The 17,202-nt window shown below is 58.2% G+C and carries 20 protein-coding genes; 3 read left to right on the forward strand and 17 right to left on the reverse strand.

Annotated elements, in window-relative coordinates; translation table 11 throughout:
* Nucleotides 1-3: 3 nt before the first annotated feature.
* The 16 genes from rplN to rpsL form a co-directional block, all read right to left on the reverse strand.
* Nucleotides 4-372, reverse strand: a complete 369-nt coding sequence (gene rplN / locus HQN82_RS07580) for a 50S ribosomal protein L14 (protein WP_003495199.1) — start codon at nt 370-372, stop codon at nt 4-6.
* 234 nt (nt 373-606) lie between these two features.
* Complete coding sequence (gene rpsQ / locus HQN82_RS07585; RefSeq protein WP_003495195.1) at nt 607-843, reverse strand: 30S ribosomal protein S17; 237 nt, start codon at nt 841-843, stop codon at nt 607-609.
* Between the two features lie 11 nt (nt 844-854).
* Complete coding sequence (gene rpmC / locus HQN82_RS07590; protein ID WP_003495193.1) at nt 855-1,055, reverse strand: 50S ribosomal protein L29; 201 nt, start codon at nt 1,053-1,055, stop codon at nt 855-857.
* A gap of 12 nt (nt 1,056-1,067) precedes the next feature.
* Nucleotides 1,068-1,481: a 50S ribosomal protein L16 gene (rplP, locus tag HQN82_RS07595; protein WP_003495190.1), complete on the reverse strand. Its 414-nt coding sequence runs from the start codon at nt 1,479-1,481 to the stop codon at nt 1,068-1,070.
* A gap of 38 nt (nt 1,482-1,519) precedes the next feature.
* The gene (rpsC, locus tag HQN82_RS07600) at nt 1,520-2,251 is read right to left on the reverse strand and encodes a 30S ribosomal protein S3 (RefSeq protein WP_004442600.1); all 732 of its coding nucleotides are present in this window, start codon (nt 2,249-2,251) and stop codon (nt 1,520-1,522) included.
* Nucleotides 2,251-2,640: a 50S ribosomal protein L22 gene (gene rplV / locus HQN82_RS07605; protein ID WP_003521005.1), complete on the reverse strand. Its 390-nt coding sequence runs from the start codon at nt 2,638-2,640 to the stop codon at nt 2,251-2,253. Before rplV ends, rpsC begins: the two co-directional genes overlap by 1 nt.
* A 2-nt stretch (nt 2,641-2,642) precedes the next feature.
* Complete coding sequence (gene rpsS, locus HQN82_RS07610) at nt 2,643-2,921, reverse strand: 30S ribosomal protein S19 (protein WP_003507772.1); 279 nt, start codon at nt 2,919-2,921, stop codon at nt 2,643-2,645.
* Nucleotides 2,922-2,936: 15 nt separating this feature from the next.
* A complete protein-coding gene (gene rplB / locus HQN82_RS07615; RefSeq protein WP_003521004.1) occupies nt 2,937-3,773 on the reverse strand; it encodes a 50S ribosomal protein L2 in 837 nt (278 codons plus the stop codon).
* Nucleotides 3,774-3,816: 43 nt separating this feature from the next.
* Complete coding sequence (locus HQN82_RS07620) at nt 3,817-4,110, reverse strand: 50S ribosomal protein L23 (RefSeq protein WP_003521003.1); 294 nt, start codon at nt 4,108-4,110, stop codon at nt 3,817-3,819.
* The gene (gene rplD, locus HQN82_RS07625; RefSeq protein WP_003495173.1) at nt 4,107-4,727 is read right to left on the reverse strand and encodes a 50S ribosomal protein L4; all 621 of its coding nucleotides are present in this window, start codon (nt 4,725-4,727) and stop codon (nt 4,107-4,109) included. The genes HQN82_RS07620 and rplD overlap by 4 nt, the downstream gene beginning before the upstream one ends.
* 12 nt (nt 4,728-4,739) lie before the next feature.
* Nucleotides 4,740-5,381, reverse strand: a complete 642-nt coding sequence (gene rplC / locus HQN82_RS07630) for a 50S ribosomal protein L3 (RefSeq protein WP_004442604.1) — start codon at nt 5,379-5,381, stop codon at nt 4,740-4,742.
* A 168-nt stretch (nt 5,382-5,549) separates the two neighbouring features.
* On the reverse strand, nt 5,550-5,858 hold the full coding sequence (gene rpsJ / locus HQN82_RS07635; protein WP_003507767.1) for a 30S ribosomal protein S10: 309 nt from the start codon (nt 5,856-5,858) through the stop codon (nt 5,550-5,552).
* Between the two features lie 311 nt (nt 5,859-6,169).
* Entirely contained in the window at nt 6,170-7,345 is a 1,176-nt protein-coding gene (tuf, locus tag HQN82_RS07640) for an elongation factor Tu (protein WP_004442617.1), read from the reverse strand.
* A gap of 65 nt (nt 7,346-7,410) precedes the next feature.
* Nucleotides 7,411-9,510: an elongation factor G gene (gene fusA, locus HQN82_RS07645; RefSeq protein WP_004442619.1), complete on the reverse strand. Its 2,100-nt coding sequence runs from the start codon at nt 9,508-9,510 to the stop codon at nt 7,411-7,413.
* Between the two features lie 34 nt (nt 9,511-9,544).
* Nucleotides 9,545-10,015, reverse strand: a complete 471-nt coding sequence (gene rpsG / locus HQN82_RS07650; protein ID WP_004442621.1) for a 30S ribosomal protein S7 — start codon at nt 10,013-10,015, stop codon at nt 9,545-9,547.
* Nucleotides 10,016-10,091: 76 nt separating this feature from the next.
* Complete coding sequence (gene rpsL / locus HQN82_RS07655) at nt 10,092-10,463, reverse strand: 30S ribosomal protein S12 (RefSeq protein ID WP_003507760.1); 372 nt, start codon at nt 10,461-10,463, stop codon at nt 10,092-10,094.
* Between the two features lie 527 nt (nt 10,464-10,990).
* On the opposite strand from rpsL, the gene HQN82_RS07660 reads away from it, so the two are divergent.
* The 3 genes from HQN82_RS07660 (at nt 10,991) to HQN82_RS07670 (ending at nt 12,829) form a co-directional block, all read left to right on the forward strand.
* Entirely contained in the window at nt 10,991-11,284 is a 294-nt protein-coding gene (locus HQN82_RS07660; RefSeq protein ID WP_003523731.1) for a hypothetical protein, read from the forward strand.
* Nucleotides 11,285-11,296: 12 nt separating this feature from the next.
* Nucleotides 11,297-11,647, forward strand: a complete 351-nt coding sequence (locus tag HQN82_RS07665) for a VOC family protein (RefSeq protein WP_107339279.1) — start codon at nt 11,297-11,299, stop codon at nt 11,645-11,647.
* Nucleotides 11,648-11,743: 96 nt separating this feature from the next.
* The gene (locus HQN82_RS07670) at nt 11,744-12,829 is read left to right on the forward strand and encodes a helix-turn-helix transcriptional regulator (RefSeq protein ID WP_173614729.1); all 1,086 of its coding nucleotides are present in this window, start codon (nt 11,744-11,746) and stop codon (nt 12,827-12,829) included.
* 138 nt (nt 12,830-12,967) lie between these two features.
* On the opposite strand, the gene rpoC is transcribed toward HQN82_RS07670, so the two are convergent.
* Complete coding sequence (gene rpoC / locus HQN82_RS07675) at nt 12,968-17,176, reverse strand: DNA-directed RNA polymerase subunit beta' (RefSeq protein ID WP_004442633.1); 4,209 nt, start codon at nt 17,174-17,176, stop codon at nt 12,968-12,970.
* Nucleotides 17,177-17,202: the final 26 nt, after the last annotated feature.

Consider the following 17,202-nt stretch of genomic DNA (forward strand, 5'->3'; position numbering starts at 1 on the left):
TCCTTACAGTACTTCCGGAGCCAGCGAGATGATCTTCATGTGGTTCTTGGCGCGAAGTTCGCGCGGAACCGGTCCGAAGATACGGGTGCCGATGGGCTCTTTCTTGTTGTCGATAAGAACGGCTGCGTTGTTATCGAAACGGATGACGCTGCCGTCAGCGCGGCGGATGTCCTTGGCGGTGCGCACGACAACCGCCTTCATCACGTCGCCCTTCTTGACGCGGCCGCGCGGAATAGCTTCCTTGATGGAAACGACAATAATGTCGCCAACAGAAGCATATTTGCGCTTCGAGCCGCCCAGCACCTTGATGCACATGACACGACGTGCGCCGGAATTATCCGCCACGTCGAGGTTTGTTTGCATCTGAATCATGTCAGGTCGCCTTCTTGTTGTTACCGGAACGGTTGGGCAAACTCTCCCGAGCGAGCCCCCTGCTCCAGCTTATGAATATCTCTTTTTTTGCGCGGAAAAATCGTGACAGGGTGGTTTCCCGAAGGACCTTCCGTGCGCATCAAAGCAAAAGACGCCCGGGTCACGAGCGTCCTTGCGCTGCTTCATACAGGAATTCGCGCCAAGTGCAAGACACCTGGCGCGATTCTGATGAAATTAAGCCTGGGCGGAAACGACCGTCCAGCGCTTGTCCTTGGAGATCGGTGCGCATTCCTCGATGGAAACGACATCGCCGACCTTATACTGATTGTTTTCGTCGTGTGCCTTGTACTTCTTCGAACGACGAACGGTCTTCTGAAGCAGCGGGTGAGCGAATCGACGCTCAACACGAACTACGACAGTCTTCTCGTTCTTGTCGGACACAACGACGCCCTGCAGAATGCGTTTCGGCATATTATTCTTCCTTAGGCCTTGGCTTCTGCCGCCTTCTGGCGGGCAATGGTTTTAACGCGGGCGATATCCTTGCGGACTTCGTTGATGCGCGAGGACTTCTCCAGCTGACCAGTTGCCTTCTGGAAGCGCAGGTTGAACTGCTCCTTCTTCAGATCGGCGAGCTTGTCCTTGAGCTGGTCGGCGCTGAGGCCGCGAACTTCATCGGCTTTCATGTGCCTTGCTCCTTACTCTGCGATGCGCTGTACGAAGCGCGTCTTGACCGAGAGCTTGGCAGCGCCGAGACGAAGCGCCTCACGGGCGATCTCCTCGGACACACCGTCGATCTCGAACATCATACGACCGGGCTTGACCTTGCATGCCCAGTAATCGACCGAACCCTTGCCCTTACCCATACGAACTTCGGTCGGCTTGGCCGTAACCGGAACGTCGGGGAATACGCGGATCCACACGCGACCTGCGCGCTTCATGTAACGCGTGATCGCGCGGCGGGCCGCTTCGATCTCGCGTGCATTCACGCGGTTCGGTTCCTGCGACTTCAAGCCGAATTCACCGAATGCCAGGTCAAAGCCGCCCTTGGCGACGCCCTTGATGCGTCCCTTGAACTGCTTACGGTACTTAGTACGCTTTGGCTGCAACATTTTCTTACTTCTCCGAGCTTATCTTTCGCCAGCGTCAATCAAGCGTTTTCGCGACGACGATCGCCACGATCGCCACGCTCACGGCTTGCAGGGCCCTGTGCGTCGCCTTCGAGACCGCGACGCTCAGAAGCCATCGGATCGTGCTCAAGGATTTCGCCCTTGAAGATCCAGACCTTGATGCCGCAGATGCCGAATGCGGTTTCAGCTTCAGCCGTGCCGTAGTCGATGTCCGCACGCAGCGTGTGCAACGGAACGCGACCTTCGCGGTACCATTCGGTACGAGCGATTTCAGCACCGCCAAGACGGCCGCCGCAGGTGATCTTGATGCCTTCGGCGCCAAGACGCATTGCGGACTGAACAGCACGCTTCATCGCACGGCGGAAAGCCACGCGGCGCTCGAGCTGCTGAGCGATCGACTGGGCAACCAGCGTCGCGTCAATTTCCGGCTTGCGCACTTCAACGATGTTGAGGTGCGTTTCGGAGTTGGTCATCTCGGAAAGCTTCTTGCGAAGCTTCTCGATGTCTGCACCCTTCTTGCCGATGATCAGACCCGGACGAGCCGAGTGGATCGTGACGCGGCACTTCTTGTGCGGACGCTCGATGACGACCTTTGCGATACCGGCCTGCTTGAGTTCCTTGATCAGGTAAGCCCGGATCTTCAGGTCTTCATGCAGCAGCTTGCCGTATTCTGCGGTGTCAGCGTACCAGCGGCTATCCCAGGTACGGTTGATGCCGAGGCGGAAGCCGATCGGATTGATTTTCTGACCCATTATGCGGCCTCCCCTTTTTCCTCGACTTCACGAACAACGATCGTGAGGTGAGCGAACGGCTTTTCAATGCGGGAAGCACGACCACGGCCACGAGCGTGGAAACGCTTCATGGTGATGGACTTGCCAACATAGGCCTCGGCGACAACGAGAGCGTCGACGTCGAGGTCGTGGTTGTTTTCCGCATTGGCAATTGCAGATTCCAGCGTCTTCTTGACGGTGCCTGCAATGCGCTTGCGGGAGAACTCGAGCTCGGCGAGAGCGCGATCAACCTTCTTGCCACGGATAAGAGCGGCAACCAGGTTCAGTTTCTGGGGGCTGACGCGGAGCGTACGGGCAACGGCCTGAGCCTCGTTGTCCTTCAGCCGGCGTTCGGTCTTAGCCTTCGCCATGATTACTTCCTCTTTGCCTTCTTGTCCGCGCCGTGACCGTAATAGGTACGGGTCGGAGAGAATTCACCGAACTTGTGTCCGACCATGTCTTCATTAACCGAGACGGGCACATGCTTGCTGCCGTTGTAGACGCCGAAGGTCAGACCAACGAACTGCGGCAGGATCGTGGAGCGACGGCTCCAGATCTTGATTACTTCGTTACGTCCGCTCTCGCGCACCTTCTCAGCCTTGGTGAGAAGATAGCCGTCAACAAACGGACCTTTCCATACTGAACGAGCCATTAGTGACTACCTCTCTTACTTCTTACGCTGATGGCGCGAGCGCATGATGAACTTGTCGGTCGACTTGTTCGAACGGGTGCGCTTGCCCTTCGTGGGCTTGCCCCACGGAGTAACCGGGTGGCGACCACCCGACGTGCGACCTTCACCACCGCCGTGCGGGTGGTCGACCGGGTTCATGACGACGCCGCGAACGTGCGGACGCTTGCCGCGCCAACGGGAACGACCGGCCTTGCCGTCGTTGATGTTGGCGTGGTCAGAGTTCGAAACAGCGCCGATCGATGCGAGGCAGGAGCCGTGCACCAGACGCTGTTCGCCCGAGTTGAGACGCAGGATGGCCATGCCGGCATCGCGGCCGACGAGCTGGACATACGTACCGGCGGAGCGAGCGATCTGACCGCCCTTGCCCGGCTTCATCTCGACGTTGTGGATGATCGAACCGACCGGAATGTACTGAAGCGGCATGGTGTTGCCGGGCTTCACGTCCACTGCCTTGTCGGAGGCGATCACCTTGTCACCAGCAGCGAGACGCTGTGGCGCGAGAATGTAAGCCTGTTCGCCGTCGGTATACGTAACCAGCGCGATGAACGCGGTGCGGTTGGGGTCGTATTCCAGACGTTCAACGGTGCCTTCAACGTCGAACTTGCGACGCTTGAAGTCAACCAGACGGTAGGTCCGCTTGTGACCGCCACCCTGGAAACGGACGGTGATCCGGCCCTGGTTGTTACGGCCACCCTTGGAGCTGAGGCCCTGGGTGAGAGCCTTTACCGGCTTGCCCTTGTAGAGCGAAGCGCGGTCCACGATAACCAGCTGGCGCTGGCTCGGCGTGGTCGGATTGAAACTTTTCAATGCCATTTTATTGTTCCCTTTTGGGTCTTTGCCCGCTTGGGCCTAACCTTTAGAGTCCGGTGGACACGTCGATGGATTGACCTTCGGCGAGCGTGACGACGGCTTTCTTGACGTCCTTCAGCTTACCGGCGAACCCACGGAAACGACGGGTCTTACCCTTGCGGATAAGCGTGTTCACAGCCGTGACTTTGACGCCGAAGAGAGCTTCCACGGCAGCCTTGATTTCAGGCTTGGAAGCATTCTTGGCGACGTTGAATACGACCTGGTTCTGTTCGGATACCAGCGTCGACTTTTCCGTGATCGAAGGAGATACGATCACATCGTAGTGGCGAAGATCCGTCATTTGAACCGCTCCTCCAGAGCCTCTACAGCAGCCTTGGAAAGCACCAGCTTGCCACGGCGCAGGATGTCGTAAACATTGATGCCCTGTACCGGCAGAACGTCCACGTTCGGGATGTTCTGAGCAGCGAGCTTGAAGTTGCCATCAAGTTCGGCGCCGCCGATAACGAGAGCGTTGGTCAGGCCAAGCGAAGCGAAGCTGCCCAGCAGAGCCTTGGTCTTTGCTTCGGACGCGACGAGCTGATCGACGATGATCAGTTCTTCAGCCTTCAGCTTTGCAGACAGGGCATGACGCAGGGCGAGCGCACGAACCTTCTTGGGAAGGTCATGGGCGTGGCTGCGAACAACCGGGCCGTGGGCCTTGCCGCCGCCGCGGAACTGCGGTGCGCGAGCCGAATGGTGACGAGCGCGGCCCGTACCCTTCTGCTTGTACATCTTCGCGCCGGTGCGGGAAACTTCCGACCGGTTCTTGGACTTGTGGGTTCCCTGCTGCTTCTTTGCAAGCTGCCAGCGAACCATGCGGGCCAGAATGTCCTGGCGGGGGTCGAGGCCGAAGATCTCATCCGACAGAGAAACCTTGCCGGCGTCTTTTCCCTCGAGGGTCTTGACGTTCAATTCCATGATAAGGCTCCCTTACTTCGCAGCCGACTTGACGGCGTCGCGGACGATGATCCAGGAACCCTTCGAGCCGGGAACTGCACCCTTCACGAGGATGAGGCCACGGTCTTCATCAGTCGAAACGACTTCGAGGTTCTGGGTCGTAACGCGGGTCTGGCCCATATGACCAGCCATGCGCTTGCCCTTCCAGACGCGACCCGGATCCTGATTGGAACCAGTCGAACCGTGTGCACGGTGCGAGATCGAGTTACCGTGCGAAGCGCGGCCACCACCGAAGTTGTGACGCTTCATAGCACCGGCGAAACCCTTACCGATCGTGGTTCCGGTGACATCGACCAGCTGGCCGGTCTGAAAATGATTTGCGGTCAGTGTTGCACCGATGTCGATCAGGTTCTCGGGGGAAACCCGGAACTCGACGAGCTTTGCCTTCGGTTCGACATTGGCAGCGGCAAAGTGACCGCGAAGCGCCTTCGTCGTGTTCTTGACCTTGGACTGGCCGGCACCGAGCTGAACTGCGGTGTAGCCATTCTTGTCTTCCGTGCGCTGGGCAACGACTTGTACGTTATCCAGTCGCAATACTGTTACAGGGATATGCTCACCTGCGTCGTTATAGACGCGTGTCATACCCACTTTCTGTGCAATCACACCTGAACGCATTGGTTCATCCTCTTGCGAGCCTTGAAGGGAAAACCCTCTCTGGCCTTTGTTAAGGAGTGCCCTTCGACATCTCACGATGTTTCCGGTCTCCGGTTTGGAAGTCGTTGGATTGCTCCACGTACCTTCCTTGTTATTTCAGCCCTTACCCTGAATGGTTCGGGCCGGGTCTTAGAGCTTGATTTCCACGTCAACACCAGCAGCGAGGTCGAGCTTCATAAGGGCATCGACAGTCTGCGGGGTCGGGTCAACGATATCGAGAAGACGCTTGTGCGTCCGCATTTCGAACTGTTCACGGCTCTTCTTGTCAACGTGGGGAGAGCGGTTGACAGTAAACTTTTCGATGCGGGTGGGGAGCGGAACCGGGCCGCGAACGCTGGCGCCGGTGCGCTTTGCGGTCGACACGATTTCACGGGTAGAGGCATCGAGGATCCGGTGATCGAACGCCTTGAGGCGGATACGGATATTCTGGCCGTTCATTCGTCTTGTCCTTGTTCTTTGTTATTCGTTTCCGCACGCGGAAACACATGAACTTCTATTGATCGTGGCGCCGCAGATTTTCAAAAATCGAGAGGAATGCGCGTCGCACCCCAATCATTTCAGTAGTCTGTATTGCTAAAAACACCGCGTTCCGCAATCGCTTGCGAATCCAGCGGTGAATGTGAGTGCGCGTTTACGCGCTTTCACCGAATTTTTCAAGCACTAAAAATGCAACGCCGCCAGGCTTTTTACCAAAAGTCCGGCGGCGGTGCTGTTCACACCGCCGCCAGCCTGAATTTCAACGGTCGAGATTACTCGACGATCGAGGCAACGATGCCGGCGCCGACGGTACGGCCGCCTTCGCGGATAGCGAAGCGCAGCTTTTCTTCCATCGCGATCGGAACGATCAGCTCGACGTCAACGGTGACGTTGTCGCCAGGCATAACCATTTCCGTGCCTTCCGGAAGCGTAACGATGCCCGTAACGTCCGTCGTGCGGAAGTAGAACTGCGGACGATAGTTCGTGAAGAACGGCGTATGACGGCCGCCTTCTTCCTTCGTCAGGATGTAGGCTTCTGCCTTGAACTTCTTGTGCGGCTTTACCGAACCCGGCTTGCACAGGATCTGACCACGCTCGACGCCGTCACGGTTAACACCGCGAACAAGTGCACCGATGTTGTCGCCAGCCTGGCCCTGGTCGAGCAGCTTGCGGAACATTTCAACGCCGGTAACAGTCGTCTTCGAGGTCGGACGGATGCCGACGATTTCGACTTCTTCACCAACCTTGACGATACCGCGCTCAACGCGACCCGTCACAACCGTACCACGGCCCGAGATCGAGAACACGTCTTCGATCGGCATCAGGAACGGCTGGTCGATCGGACGCTCAGGCGTCGGGATGTAGGCGTCAACCGCAGCCATCAGCTCGCGGATCGCGTCTTCACCGATCTTCTTGTCGGAATCTTCAAGAGCAGCAAGCGCCGAACCCTTGATGATCGGAATATCGTCGCCCGGGAAGTCGTAGGACGACAGAAGTTCGCGAACTTCAAGCTCGACGAGCTCGAGAAGCTCGGCGTCGTCAACCTGGTCGACCTTGTTGAGGAACACGACGATGGCCGGAACGCCAACCTGACGGGCAAGCAGGATGTGCTCGCGCGTCTGCGGCATCGGGCCGTCAGCGGCGGAGCAAACCAGGATCGCGCCGTCCATCTGGGCAGCACCGGTGATCATGTTCTTCACGTAGTCGGCGTGGCCGGGGCAGTCAACGTGAGCGTAGTGACGGTTGGCCGTCTCGTACTCAACGTGTGCCGTCGAGATCGTGATACCACGAGCCTTCTCTTCAGGAGCCGCGTCGATCTGGTCATACGCCTTGAACTCGCCGAAGAACTTCGTGATTGCTGCCGTCAGCGACGTCTTGCCATGGTCAACGTGACCGATCGTGCCAATGTTGACGTGCGGCTTCGTCCGCTCAAACTTGCTCTTTGCCATTAGTGGCTCTCCATTCTTGTCCCGTGACGGGAATAATCTTCAAAATTCGGTGGGGCGTACCCCGATCACTTCTGACCGGAGTACTTTGCCTGGATTTCCTGCGCCACGTTCGACGGAACCGGCGAATAGTGATCGAACGTCATCGAGTACTGAGCGCGACCCTGCGACATGGAGCGCAGGTTATCGACGTACTTGAACATGTTCGCGAGCGGAACATGCGCGTTGATGACGACGGCGATACCACGGCTTTCCTGGCCCTGGATCTGACCACGACGGGAGTTCAGGTCGCCGATAACGTCGCCGACATAGTCTTCCGGCGTTACGACTTCGACCTTCATCATCGGCTCGAGAAGCTGTGCACCAGCCTTCTTGGCTGCTTCACGGAAGCAGGCACGCGATGCGATTTCGAAGGCGAGAACCGACGAGTCAACATCGTGGAATGCACCGTCGACCAGCGTCGCCTTAACGCCGAGCATCGGGAAGCCAGCCAGCGGACCGGAAGACAGAACGCTTTCGATACCCTTCTGAACGCCCGGGATGTATTCCTTCGGAACAGCACCACCGACGATCTTCGACTCGAACTTGAAGTCTTCGCCTTCGGGGTTCGGTTCGAAGATGATCTTCACGCGAGCGAACTGACCGGTACCACCGGACTGCTTCTTGTGCGTGTAGTCTTCTTCGTGCTGACGCGTGATCGTTTCGCGGTAGGCAACCTGCGGAGCACCGACGGTTGCTTCAACCTTGAACTCGCGACGCATACGGTCAACGATGATGTCGAGGTGAAGTTCGCCCATGCCGGCAATGATGGTCTGGCCGGATTCGTCGTCGGTCTTGACACGGAAGGACGGATCTTCTGCAGCCAGACGGTTGAGCGCGAGGCCCATCTTTTCCTGGTCGCCCTTGGTCTTCGGCTCGATCGCGATCTGGATGACCGGCTCGGGGAATTCCATGCGCTCGAGGATAACCGGCTTCAGCGGATCGCAGAGCGTATCGCCAGTGGTGGTTTCCTTGAGGCCAGCCAGAGCAACGATGTCGCCTGCATAGGCTTCTTCGATGTCTTCACGGCTGTTGGAGTGCATCTGCAGCATACGGCCGACGCGCTCGCGCTTGTCCTTGACCGTGTTCATGACAGACGTGCCCTTTTCGAGCTTGCCCGAGTAGATGCGTGCGAAAGTGAGCGAACCAACGAAGGGGTCGTTCATGATCTTGAACGCGAGCATGGAAAGCGGCTCGGAATCGTCAGCGTGACGCTCGATTTCGGCTTCCGTCTTGGCGTCGATGCCCTTGATCGCCGGAATGTCCAGCGGCGAAGGCAGATAGTCGACAACGGCGTCGAGGAGCGGCTGAACGCCCTTGTTCTTGAACGCAGTACCACAGAACATCGGGTGGAACTTCACGTCGATGGTGCCGCGGCGAACGAGTTCACGAATCTTGTCGTTGTCCGGGTAGTTGCCTTCGAGGTAGGCTTCCATCGCTTCTTCGTCGATCTCGACAACCGTCTCGATCAGCTTTTCACGATATTCTTCAGCCTTGGCCTTCATGTCCTCGGGGATCTCGACGACGTCCCACTGGGCGCCGAGCGACTCGTCGCGCCATACGAGAGCATTCATCTCGATCAGGTCGATAACGCCCTTGAACTCGGTCTCAGCGCCGATCGGCAGCTGCATGACAACGGCAGTGGCGCCGAGACGGGTCTTGATCATTTCTACCGAGCGGTAGAAGTCAGCACCGGTCTTGTCCATCTTGTTGCAGAAGATCATGCGCGGAACATGATACTTCTCAGCCTGACGCCAGACGGTTTCCGTCTGCGGCTCAACACCGGCGTTGGCGTCGAGCAGCGCGATGGCGCCGTCGAGAACGCGCAGCGAACGCTCGACTTCGATGGTGAAGTCAACGTGGCCGGGGGTGTCGATGATGTTGAAGCGGCGAGTCTTGCCGTCACGGCCCTTCCAGAAGGTCGTGGTCGCAGCGGACGTGATGGTGATACCACGCTCCTGCTCCTGCTCCATCCAGTCCATCGTGGCTGCGCCATCGTGAACTTCGCCGATCTTGTGCGACTTACCGGTGTAATAGAGAATACGCTCGGTGGTGGTCGTCTTGCCGGCGTCGATATGCGCCATGATACCGAAATTGCGGTAGTCTTCGATTTTATATTCGCGAGCCATAATGGACTGCCTTTCGATATGCGATCGGTTAAGATTACCAGCGGTAATGCGAGAATGCGCGGTTAGCGTCGGCCATCTTGTGCGTGTCTTCACGCTTCTTGACGGCGGAGCCGCGGTTGTTCGCAGCGTCCATGAGTTCGCCGGAGAGGCGATCGATCATGGTCGTTTCGTTGCGCTTGCGCGCAGCGGTGATCAACCAGCGGATTGCGAGGGCCTGGCGACGCTCGGGACGAACATCAACCGGAACCTGGTATGTCGCACCACCAACGCGGCGCGAACGCACTTCAACATGCGGCGCAACATTGTCGAGGGCCGAATGGAACACGGCGAGCGGCTCCTGCTTCGTCTTGCCCTGAACGACGTCGAACGCGCCGTAAACGATGCTTTCTGCTACCGACTTCTTGCCGTGAAGCATGATGGCGTTCATGAACTTGGTGACGACCAGATCACCGAACTTCGGATCCGGGTTGATCTCACGCTTTTCTGCACTATGGCGACGGGACATACTTTTTGTCTCTCAATGTTATTGACGCTATACCACGCGGAGAACCTCGCGCAGCGCCGAATTGTTGTTGCCGAAATTACTTCGGACGCTTCGCACCGTACTTCGAACGGCGCTGCTTGCGGTTCTTGACGCCCTGGGTATCGAGAACACCGCGGATGATGTGGTAACGAACGCCCGGCAAGTCCTTCACGCGGCCGCCGCGGATCATGACGACAGAGTGTTCCTGAAGGTTGTGACCTTCGCCAGGAATGTAGCCGATGACTTCGAAGCCGTTGGTGAGGCGGATCTTGGCAACCTTACGCAGAGCCGAGTTCGGCTTCTTCGGGGTCGTCGTGTAAACGCGGGTGCAAACACCACGCTTCTGCGGGTTTTCCTGCAGGGCAGGAACCTTGTTGCGCTTTACCTGTGCCTGGCGAGGCTTGCGGATCAGCTGGTTTACGGTAGGCATATAACCATCCCTTGCAAAAACTACTTTAGCCACCCTCACGGGTGGCGGCTATGCCGTTGCCGGCGACGATGCACGCATATATCCTCATGCGCAAAACGTGGCCCGATCCGGTTTCACGGATGGACCACCAAGAGCAGAGGACACCGGATGAGGCGTCTTGCGTGCAACATTCGTGTCTTCTACGTGCAATGGAGACCCGTTTGAGATGATGTTCGGGAAAAAGCTTACCGAACGGCCAGCACCCACAGAGGCTCCGATGGCGGGCGTACTACTGTTTTAGCCAGCTTTCGTCAAGGGTGAATCCGCATTTTGCGCCCGCGCCCGGGACCACGAACGCCACCGCAACGCCATTTCCCCCTCCCTATACCATAAGTCGGCATCAACGGCAGCGATTTTAACCTCCGGCCTTTGGCTTTTCATAAAATCCGTCTATTGATTCCCTCAGGCTGGCCGGACATGGCCGCGCCGCGGGCGGAACCGATTCCCCTGCCCTGATGACAGCAACGAAAGATCAAGGAAACCGCGTCATGAGCACCCTCCCCGACAACGACAACGGACGCGACGAGCCGATGGTCTTCATCGTCATCGGCAAGGCTTACGAAACCGACAACTCCGAGGGTATCGACATTCACGTCATCCTCAGGGCGCCGGATGACGACACAGCCGTTCGCGAAACGCTGAACGCGCTTTCCGAGGAGGGCTTCATCGAAGCCGATCTCGACCAGATCGGCATGCTGACCGAAATTCCCGATGAAGAGCCGCACGCCTCGGCCTATCAGGGCGCGCTCGAAGGCGAAGTCGCCATCATCCGCTTCGCCTGAAGAGCCTTGGCCATGGCGGTCAGACGTGTCGTCGTCAACATCGCTACCTCCGACCCCGCGCTGGCGCAGGTCTTTTATGGCGATATCCTCGGCATGCCGGTCGCCATGGATCACGGCTGGATCGTCACCCATGCCAGCCCGCTCAAGGCGCCGGCGCAGCTAAGCTTTGCGCGCGACGGCGGTTCCGGCACAGATGTGCCGGACTTCTCCATAGAAGTCGACAATTTCGACGAGGTGCGCGACCGGATCGTCGCAGCCGGACTGCCGATAGAATACGGCCCCACCGTCGAGTCCTGGGGCGTACGTCGCCTGTTCGTACGCGACCCTTTTGGAAAGCTTGTCAATATATTAAGTCACTTATAGAATATATAGTCTGAATAATAGTATTGATTCTTAAAAGATTGAATGCCGCACAAACATAGGCTTAGAATAGTTCCGACGCAAAATTTCGGGGTCGGGTTGGATACTTTATCGTCGTCAGACATTATCGATGACATTTATGAAGCGGCGCTTTTTCCCGACCGCTGGTCGCAGGTTCTGGCAAATGCCGGCGGCCGCCTCGGTTTCTGGGGCGGCGCCATCACCTGGGGCAAGGGGGAAGACCAGGCCTGGCTGCTCACGCCCAACTTTCAAGAACTGATGAAGGACTACATGGCGGGAGGCTGGAATCACCGCAATGATCGCCTTACGCGTACTGCCCGTGAAGGCCGGTTCGCCTTCGTGCAGGATTTCGACGTCTTCACCCCTGATGAATGGGCCGAACTGCCGATCGTCCGTGAGTTCCTCAGGCCCCGCGGCCTGGGCTATGGTGCGACGACACAGGTCGCGCCGCCCGGCCATCCGGAGATGACAGTGCTGTTTGAACACAGGCTGGAAGCTGGCATAATCCGGCCTGATACGATGGCTGCGCTCGCCGGACTGAGGCCACATATCGCCCGTAGCCTTGCGCTCGCAACGCGGCTGCAACGGCAGAAAGCCGACGCGATGACCTTCGGCCTCAATGCCATTGGTGCTCCGGCAGCCGTGCTGCAGGCAAACGGCCTCATTCTCTCGGCCAACGATCTCTTCCTGTCATTGCAGAAATGTTTCGCCGCCCCCACACGCGACAGTATTGCCATTGCTGACGAGAGGGTGAACCGGCTCCTGTACAAAGCGCTGGCCGGGCACGATGCCGGTTCCTTCCCTCTCCCCGCCGGTGAAGATAGACCCTGCATTCTTCACGTCATACCGCTGCGCAAGACGGCGCTCGACTTATCTCCGAAAGGCAACGCCATCGTGCTCATATCGCAGCCCACCGGCACCATTGCCGACGCAAGCGCGTTGTTGAAGGGGCTATACGACCTCACAAGAGGCGAGGCACACGTGGCTTTGGAAATCATGAAAGGACTTTCGCTACCGGCAGTGGCGAAGCAATTGCAGATTTCCCATGAAACGGTGCGCAGCAACGCAAAGTCGATCTATGCCAAGACCGGCAGCGCAGGCCAGACCGATCTTGTTCGGCGCCTCTCTGTCCTGACCCGCTACAACATCCGGAAACAGGACTAGCCCTGTCGCATATCCAGGAATGCCGGGCGACGGTGGAGGCGCCCGGCCTCTGTCCATACAAACAAAAACGCCCGGATTGCTCCGGGCGTTTTGCTTCGAACTTTGGGGGACTCCGCAAAGCCCCTGCCCCGTCTGACCTTACTCGGCAGCCGGAGCCTGGTCCGTCATGTCCTGCAGCATCTGGTTTGCAGAACCTGCACCGGTACCCTTGCGGCGTTCCTCGAGAATGAGGTCGTCGCGCGAGGTGGCGATGCGGCGGATCTGCGTCATGGTGCCGCCGGTACCGGCCGGGATGAGACGGCCGACAATGACGTTTTCCTTGAGGCCCTGCAGCGTGTCCGTCTTGCCGGCAATCGCAGCTTCCGTGAGAACCTTGGTGGTTTCCTGGAAGGATGCGGCCGAGATGAAGGACGGCGTCTGCAGCGAAGCCTTGGTGATGCCGAGCAGAACCGGCTCGCCATAGGCAGGCTTCTTGCCTTCTTCGATCAGGCGGTCATTGTTGTCATCGAGCTCGATGCGATCAACGTTGTCACCCACGATGTACTGGCTATCGCCAGCATCGGTGATTTCAACCTTCTGCAGCATCTGGCGAACGATCACCTCGATGTGCTTGTCGTTGATCACAACGCCCTGCAGACGGTAGACTTCCTGGATTTCGTTCACGAGGTAGGAAGCCAGAGCTTCCACGCCCTTGATCGCCAGAATGTCGTGCGGCGCCGGGTTACCGTCGAGGATGTATTCACCCTTTTCGATATAGTCGCCTTCCTGAAGGTGGAAGGGCTTGCCCTTCGGGATCAGGTATTCGACCGGCTCGACGCCGTCTTCCGCAGGCTCGATCATCACGCGGCGCTTGTTCTTGTAGTCGCGGCCGAGGCGGATCGTACCATCGATCTCTGCGATGATGGCGTGATCCTTCGGACGACGGGCTTCGAACAGTTCCGCAACGCGCGGCAGACCACCGGTGATGTCCTTCGTCTTGGCGCTTTCCAGCGGCGAACGTGCAAGCACGTCACCCTGAGAGACCTTCGCACCCGGCTCGACCGACAGGATGGCGTCGACCGAGAGCTGGAAGCGGGCTTCGCCACCACGGGCAAGCTTCGCAACAGCGCCGGACGCGTCCTTGATGACGATCGCAGGCTTGAGATCCGAACCGCGCGGCGTCGAACGCCAGTCAATGACCTGACGCTTGGTGATGCCGGTGGATTCGTCGGTTGCTTCCAGAACGGAGAGACCGTCGACGAGGTCTTCGAAGTGAACGGTACCTTCCACTTCCGTCATCATCGGACGGGTGTAGGGGTCCCACTCTGCAAGACGCTGGCCACGCTTTACCTTGTCGCCATCATCAACGAAGATCTTCGAACCGTAAGCCACACGCTGTGTGGAACGTTCCGCGCCGCGCTCATCAAGGATCGTAACGGACATGTTACGGCCCATGGCGATGAGAACGCCTTCGGAGTTCCGCAGGATGTTGCGGTTCTTGATCTGGATCGTGCCTTCATAAGACGCTTCGAGGAACGACTGGTCGACCACGTTTGCCGTGCCACCAAGGTGGAACGTACGCATGGTGAGCTGCGTGCCAGGTTCACCGATCGACTGAGCGGCGATAACGCCAACGGCTTCGCCCATGTTGACAGGCGTACCGCGTGCAAGGTCACGACCGTAGCAGACGCCGCAGACACCAACCTGCACTTCGCAGGTGAGCGCCGAGCGGATGCGAACGGACTGGATGCCAGCCTTCTCGATGGCAGCCACGTCGGCTTCGTCGATCAGCGTGCCAGCCTTGACGATGTTCTCGCCGGTGACCGGGTTGTCGATGTCATCGAGAGCCGTACGACCGAGGATACGCGCGCCGAGCGAAGCAACCACCTGACCGGCATCAACGATGGCAGTCATGGTGAGGCCCTTGTCGGTGCCGCAATCCCTGGAGTTGACAATGCAATCCTGCGCGACGTCGACGAGACGACGGGTCAGGTAACCCGAGTTCGCGGTCTTCAGGGCGGTGTCTGCGAGACCCTTACGGGCACCGTGGGTCGAGTTGAAGTACTCGTTAACGGTCAGGCCTTCCTTGAAGTTCGAGATGATCGGCGTCTCGATGATTTCACCCGATGGCTTCGCCATCAGGCCGCGCATGCCGCCCAGCTGACGCATCTGGTTCGGAGAACCACGAGCACCCGAGTGAGACATCATGTAGATGGAGTTCATCGGCTTCTGGCGGCCCGTTTCCGGATCGAACTCGACAGCCTTGATGCGTGCCATCATCTCTTCGGCGACCTTTTCGGTTGCCTTGCCCCAGGCGTCGACAACCTTGTTGTACTTTTCGCCCTGGGTGATGAGACCATCATTATACTGCTGTTCGTATTCCTTCACGAGAGCTTCGGTGTCGCCAACGATCTTCACCTTGCTGTCAGGAATGACCATGTCGTCCTTGCCGAACGAAATGCCGGCGCGGCAGGCATGGGCAAAGCCGAGCTGCATGATGCGGTCACAGAAGATGACCGTGTCTTTCTGGCCGCAATGACGGTAGACCGTGTCGATCATCTTGGAGATGTTCTTCTTGGTCATTTCCTGGTTGCAGACGTCGAAAGGCACGTTGACGTTCTTCGGCAGAAGTTCGCCAATCAGCATACGGCCGGGGGTCGTCTCATGGATCTTCGAAACCGGCTTGCCATCGGCATCCACGGTCTTGAAGCGACCACGGATCTTGGCATGCAGCGTCACGACCTTGTTTTCAAGTGCGTGATGCAGCTCACCGATGTCGGAGAAGGCCATGCCTTCGCCCGGCTCGTTCTGGTTCATGATCGACAGGTAATACAGGCCGAGAACCATGTCCTGCGAAGGAACGATGATCGGGTGGCCGTTTGCCGGATGCAGGATGTTGTTGGTCGACATCATCAGCACGCGCGCTTCCAGCTGGGCTTCCAGTGAAAGCGGAACGTGAACAGCCATCTGGTCACCGTCGAAGTCGGCGTTGAAGGCCGTGCAGACGAGCGGGTGCAGCTGGATGGCCTTGCCTTCGACCAGCATGGGTTCGAAAGCCTGGATACCCAGACGGTGCAGCGTCGGCGCGCGGTTCAAGAGAACCGGATGTTCGCGGATGACCTCGTCGAGGATATCCCAAACCTCAGGCTTTTCCTTTTCAACCAGCTTCTTGGCCTGCTTGACGGTCGAGGAGTAACCCTTGGCGTCGAGGCGGGCGTAGATGAACGGCTTGAACAGTTCGAGCGCCATCTTCTTCGGCAGGCCGCACTGATGCAGCTTCAGTTCCGGACCAGTCACGATAACCGAACGGCCGGAATAGTCGACGCGCTTGCCGAGAAGGTTCTGGCGGAAACGGCCCTGCTTGCCCTTGAGCATGTCGGAGAGCGACTTCAGCGGACGCTTGTTGGCACCCGTGATGACGCGGCCGCGACGACCGTTGTCGAACAGCGCATCGACGGATTCCTGCAACATACGCTTTTCGTTGCGGATGATGATGCCAGGCGCACGAAGCTCGATCAGGCGCTTCAGACGGTTGTTACGGTTGATGACGCGGCGATAGAGATCGTTGAGGTCGGACGTCGCAAAACGGCCGCCATCCAGCGGAACCAGCGGACGCAGGTCCGGCGGAATGACCGGAACGACCTTCATGATCATCCATTCAGGACGGTTGCCCGATTCCATGAAGTTCTCGACGATCTTCAGGCGCTTCATCAGCTTCTTCTGCTTGAGATCCGACGTGGTCTCAGCAAGTTCGGCACGCAGGTCGCCGGCGATCTTTTCGAGGTTCATCGAAGCCAGCATCTCATAGATGGCTTCAGCGCCGATCATGGCGGTGAACTGGTCTTCGCCGAACTCGTCGACGGCGATCATGTACTCTTCTTCAGACAGAAGCTGGTTCTGCTTGAGCGAGGTGAGACCGGGTTCCGTGACAATGTAGTTCTCGAAATAGAGAACGCGCTCAACATCCTTCAGCGTCATGTCGAGCAGGGTCGAGATACGCGAAGGAAGCGACTTCAGGAACCAGATGTGGGCAACCGGCGCTGCGAGCTCGATATGGCCCATGCGCTCACGGCGAACGCGCGACAGCGTCACTTCGACGCCGCACTTTTCGCAGATGATGCCCTTGTACTTCATGCGCTTGTACTTGCCGCACAGGCACTCATAGTCCTTGATCGGCCCGAAGATACGCGCGCAGAAAAGACCGTCACGCTCAGGCTTGAACGTACGGTAGTTGATGGTTTCCGGCTTCTTGATCTCGCCGTAGGACCACGACAGGATTTTTTCCGGCGAAGCGATCGAAATCCGGATGGAATCGAAATGCTGCGCAGGCACCTGAGGATTGAAAAGATTCATGACCTCTTGGTTCATGCCTTGTCTCCTTGAGAGGCTAGCTG

The organism is Agrobacterium pusense, from assembly GCF_013285525.1.
GTDB classification, from domain to species: domain Bacteria; phylum Pseudomonadota; class Alphaproteobacteria; order Rhizobiales; family Rhizobiaceae; genus Agrobacterium; species Agrobacterium pusense.

What these genes read in the sequence shown, in the direction of transcription:
- rplN (WP_003495199.1), bottom strand. Translation starts at nt 372, where the DNA reads ATGATTCAGATGCAAACAAACCTCGACGTGGCGGATAATTCCGGCGCA.
- rpsQ (WP_003495195.1), bottom strand. Translation starts at nt 843, where the DNA reads ATGCCGAAACGCATTCTGCAGGGCGTCGTTGTGTCCGACAAGAACGAG.
- rpmC (WP_003495193.1), bottom strand. Translation starts at nt 1,055, where the DNA reads ATGAAAGCCGATGAAGTTCGCGGCCTCAGCGCCGACCAGCTCAAGGAC.
- rplP (WP_003495190.1), bottom strand. Translation starts at nt 1,481, where the DNA reads ATGTTGCAGCCAAAGCGTACTAAGTACCGTAAGCAGTTCAAGGGACGC.
- rpsC (WP_004442600.1), bottom strand. Translation starts at nt 2,251, where the DNA reads ATGGGTCAGAAAATCAATCCGATCGGCTTCCGCCTCGGCATCAACCGT.
- rplV (WP_003521005.1), bottom strand. Translation starts at nt 2,640, where the DNA reads ATGGCGAAGGCTAAGACCGAACGCCGGCTGAAGGACAACGAGGCTCAG.
- rpsS (WP_003507772.1), bottom strand. Translation starts at nt 2,921, where the DNA reads ATGGCTCGTTCAGTATGGAAAGGTCCGTTTGTTGACGGCTATCTTCTC.
- rplB (WP_003521004.1), bottom strand. Translation starts at nt 3,773, where the DNA reads ATGGCATTGAAAAGTTTCAATCCGACCACGCCGAGCCAGCGCCAGCTG.
- HQN82_RS07620 (WP_003521003.1), bottom strand. Translation starts at nt 4,110, where the DNA reads ATGACGGATCTTCGCCACTACGATGTGATCGTATCTCCTTCGATCACG.
- rplD (WP_003495173.1), bottom strand. Translation starts at nt 4,727, where the DNA reads ATGGAATTGAACGTCAAGACCCTCGAGGGAAAAGACGCCGGCAAGGTT.
- rplC (WP_004442604.1), bottom strand. Translation starts at nt 5,381, where the DNA reads ATGCGTTCAGGTGTGATTGCACAGAAAGTGGGTATGACACGCGTCTAT.
- rpsJ (WP_003507767.1), bottom strand. Translation starts at nt 5,858, where the DNA reads ATGAACGGCCAGAATATCCGTATCCGCCTCAAGGCGTTCGATCACCGG.
- tuf (WP_004442617.1), bottom strand. Translation starts at nt 7,345, where the DNA reads ATGGCAAAGAGCAAGTTTGAGCGGACGAAGCCGCACGTCAACATTGGC.
- fusA (WP_004442619.1), bottom strand. Translation starts at nt 9,510, where the DNA reads ATGGCTCGCGAATATAAAATCGAAGACTACCGCAATTTCGGTATCATG.
- rpsG (WP_004442621.1), bottom strand. Translation starts at nt 10,015, where the DNA reads ATGTCCCGTCGCCATAGTGCAGAAAAGCGTGAGATCAACCCGGATCCG.
- rpsL (WP_003507760.1), bottom strand. Translation starts at nt 10,463, where the DNA reads ATGCCTACCGTAAACCAGCTGATCCGCAAGCCTCGCCAGGCACAGGTA.
- HQN82_RS07660 (WP_003523731.1), top strand. Translation starts at nt 10,991, where the DNA reads ATGAGCACCCTCCCCGACAACGACAACGGACGCGACGAGCCGATGGTC.
- HQN82_RS07665 (WP_107339279.1), top strand. Translation starts at nt 11,297, where the DNA reads ATGGCGGTCAGACGTGTCGTCGTCAACATCGCTACCTCCGACCCCGCG.
- rpoC (WP_004442633.1), bottom strand. Translation starts at nt 17,176, where the DNA reads ATGAACCAAGAGGTCATGAATCTTTTCAATCCTCAGGTGCCTGCGCAG.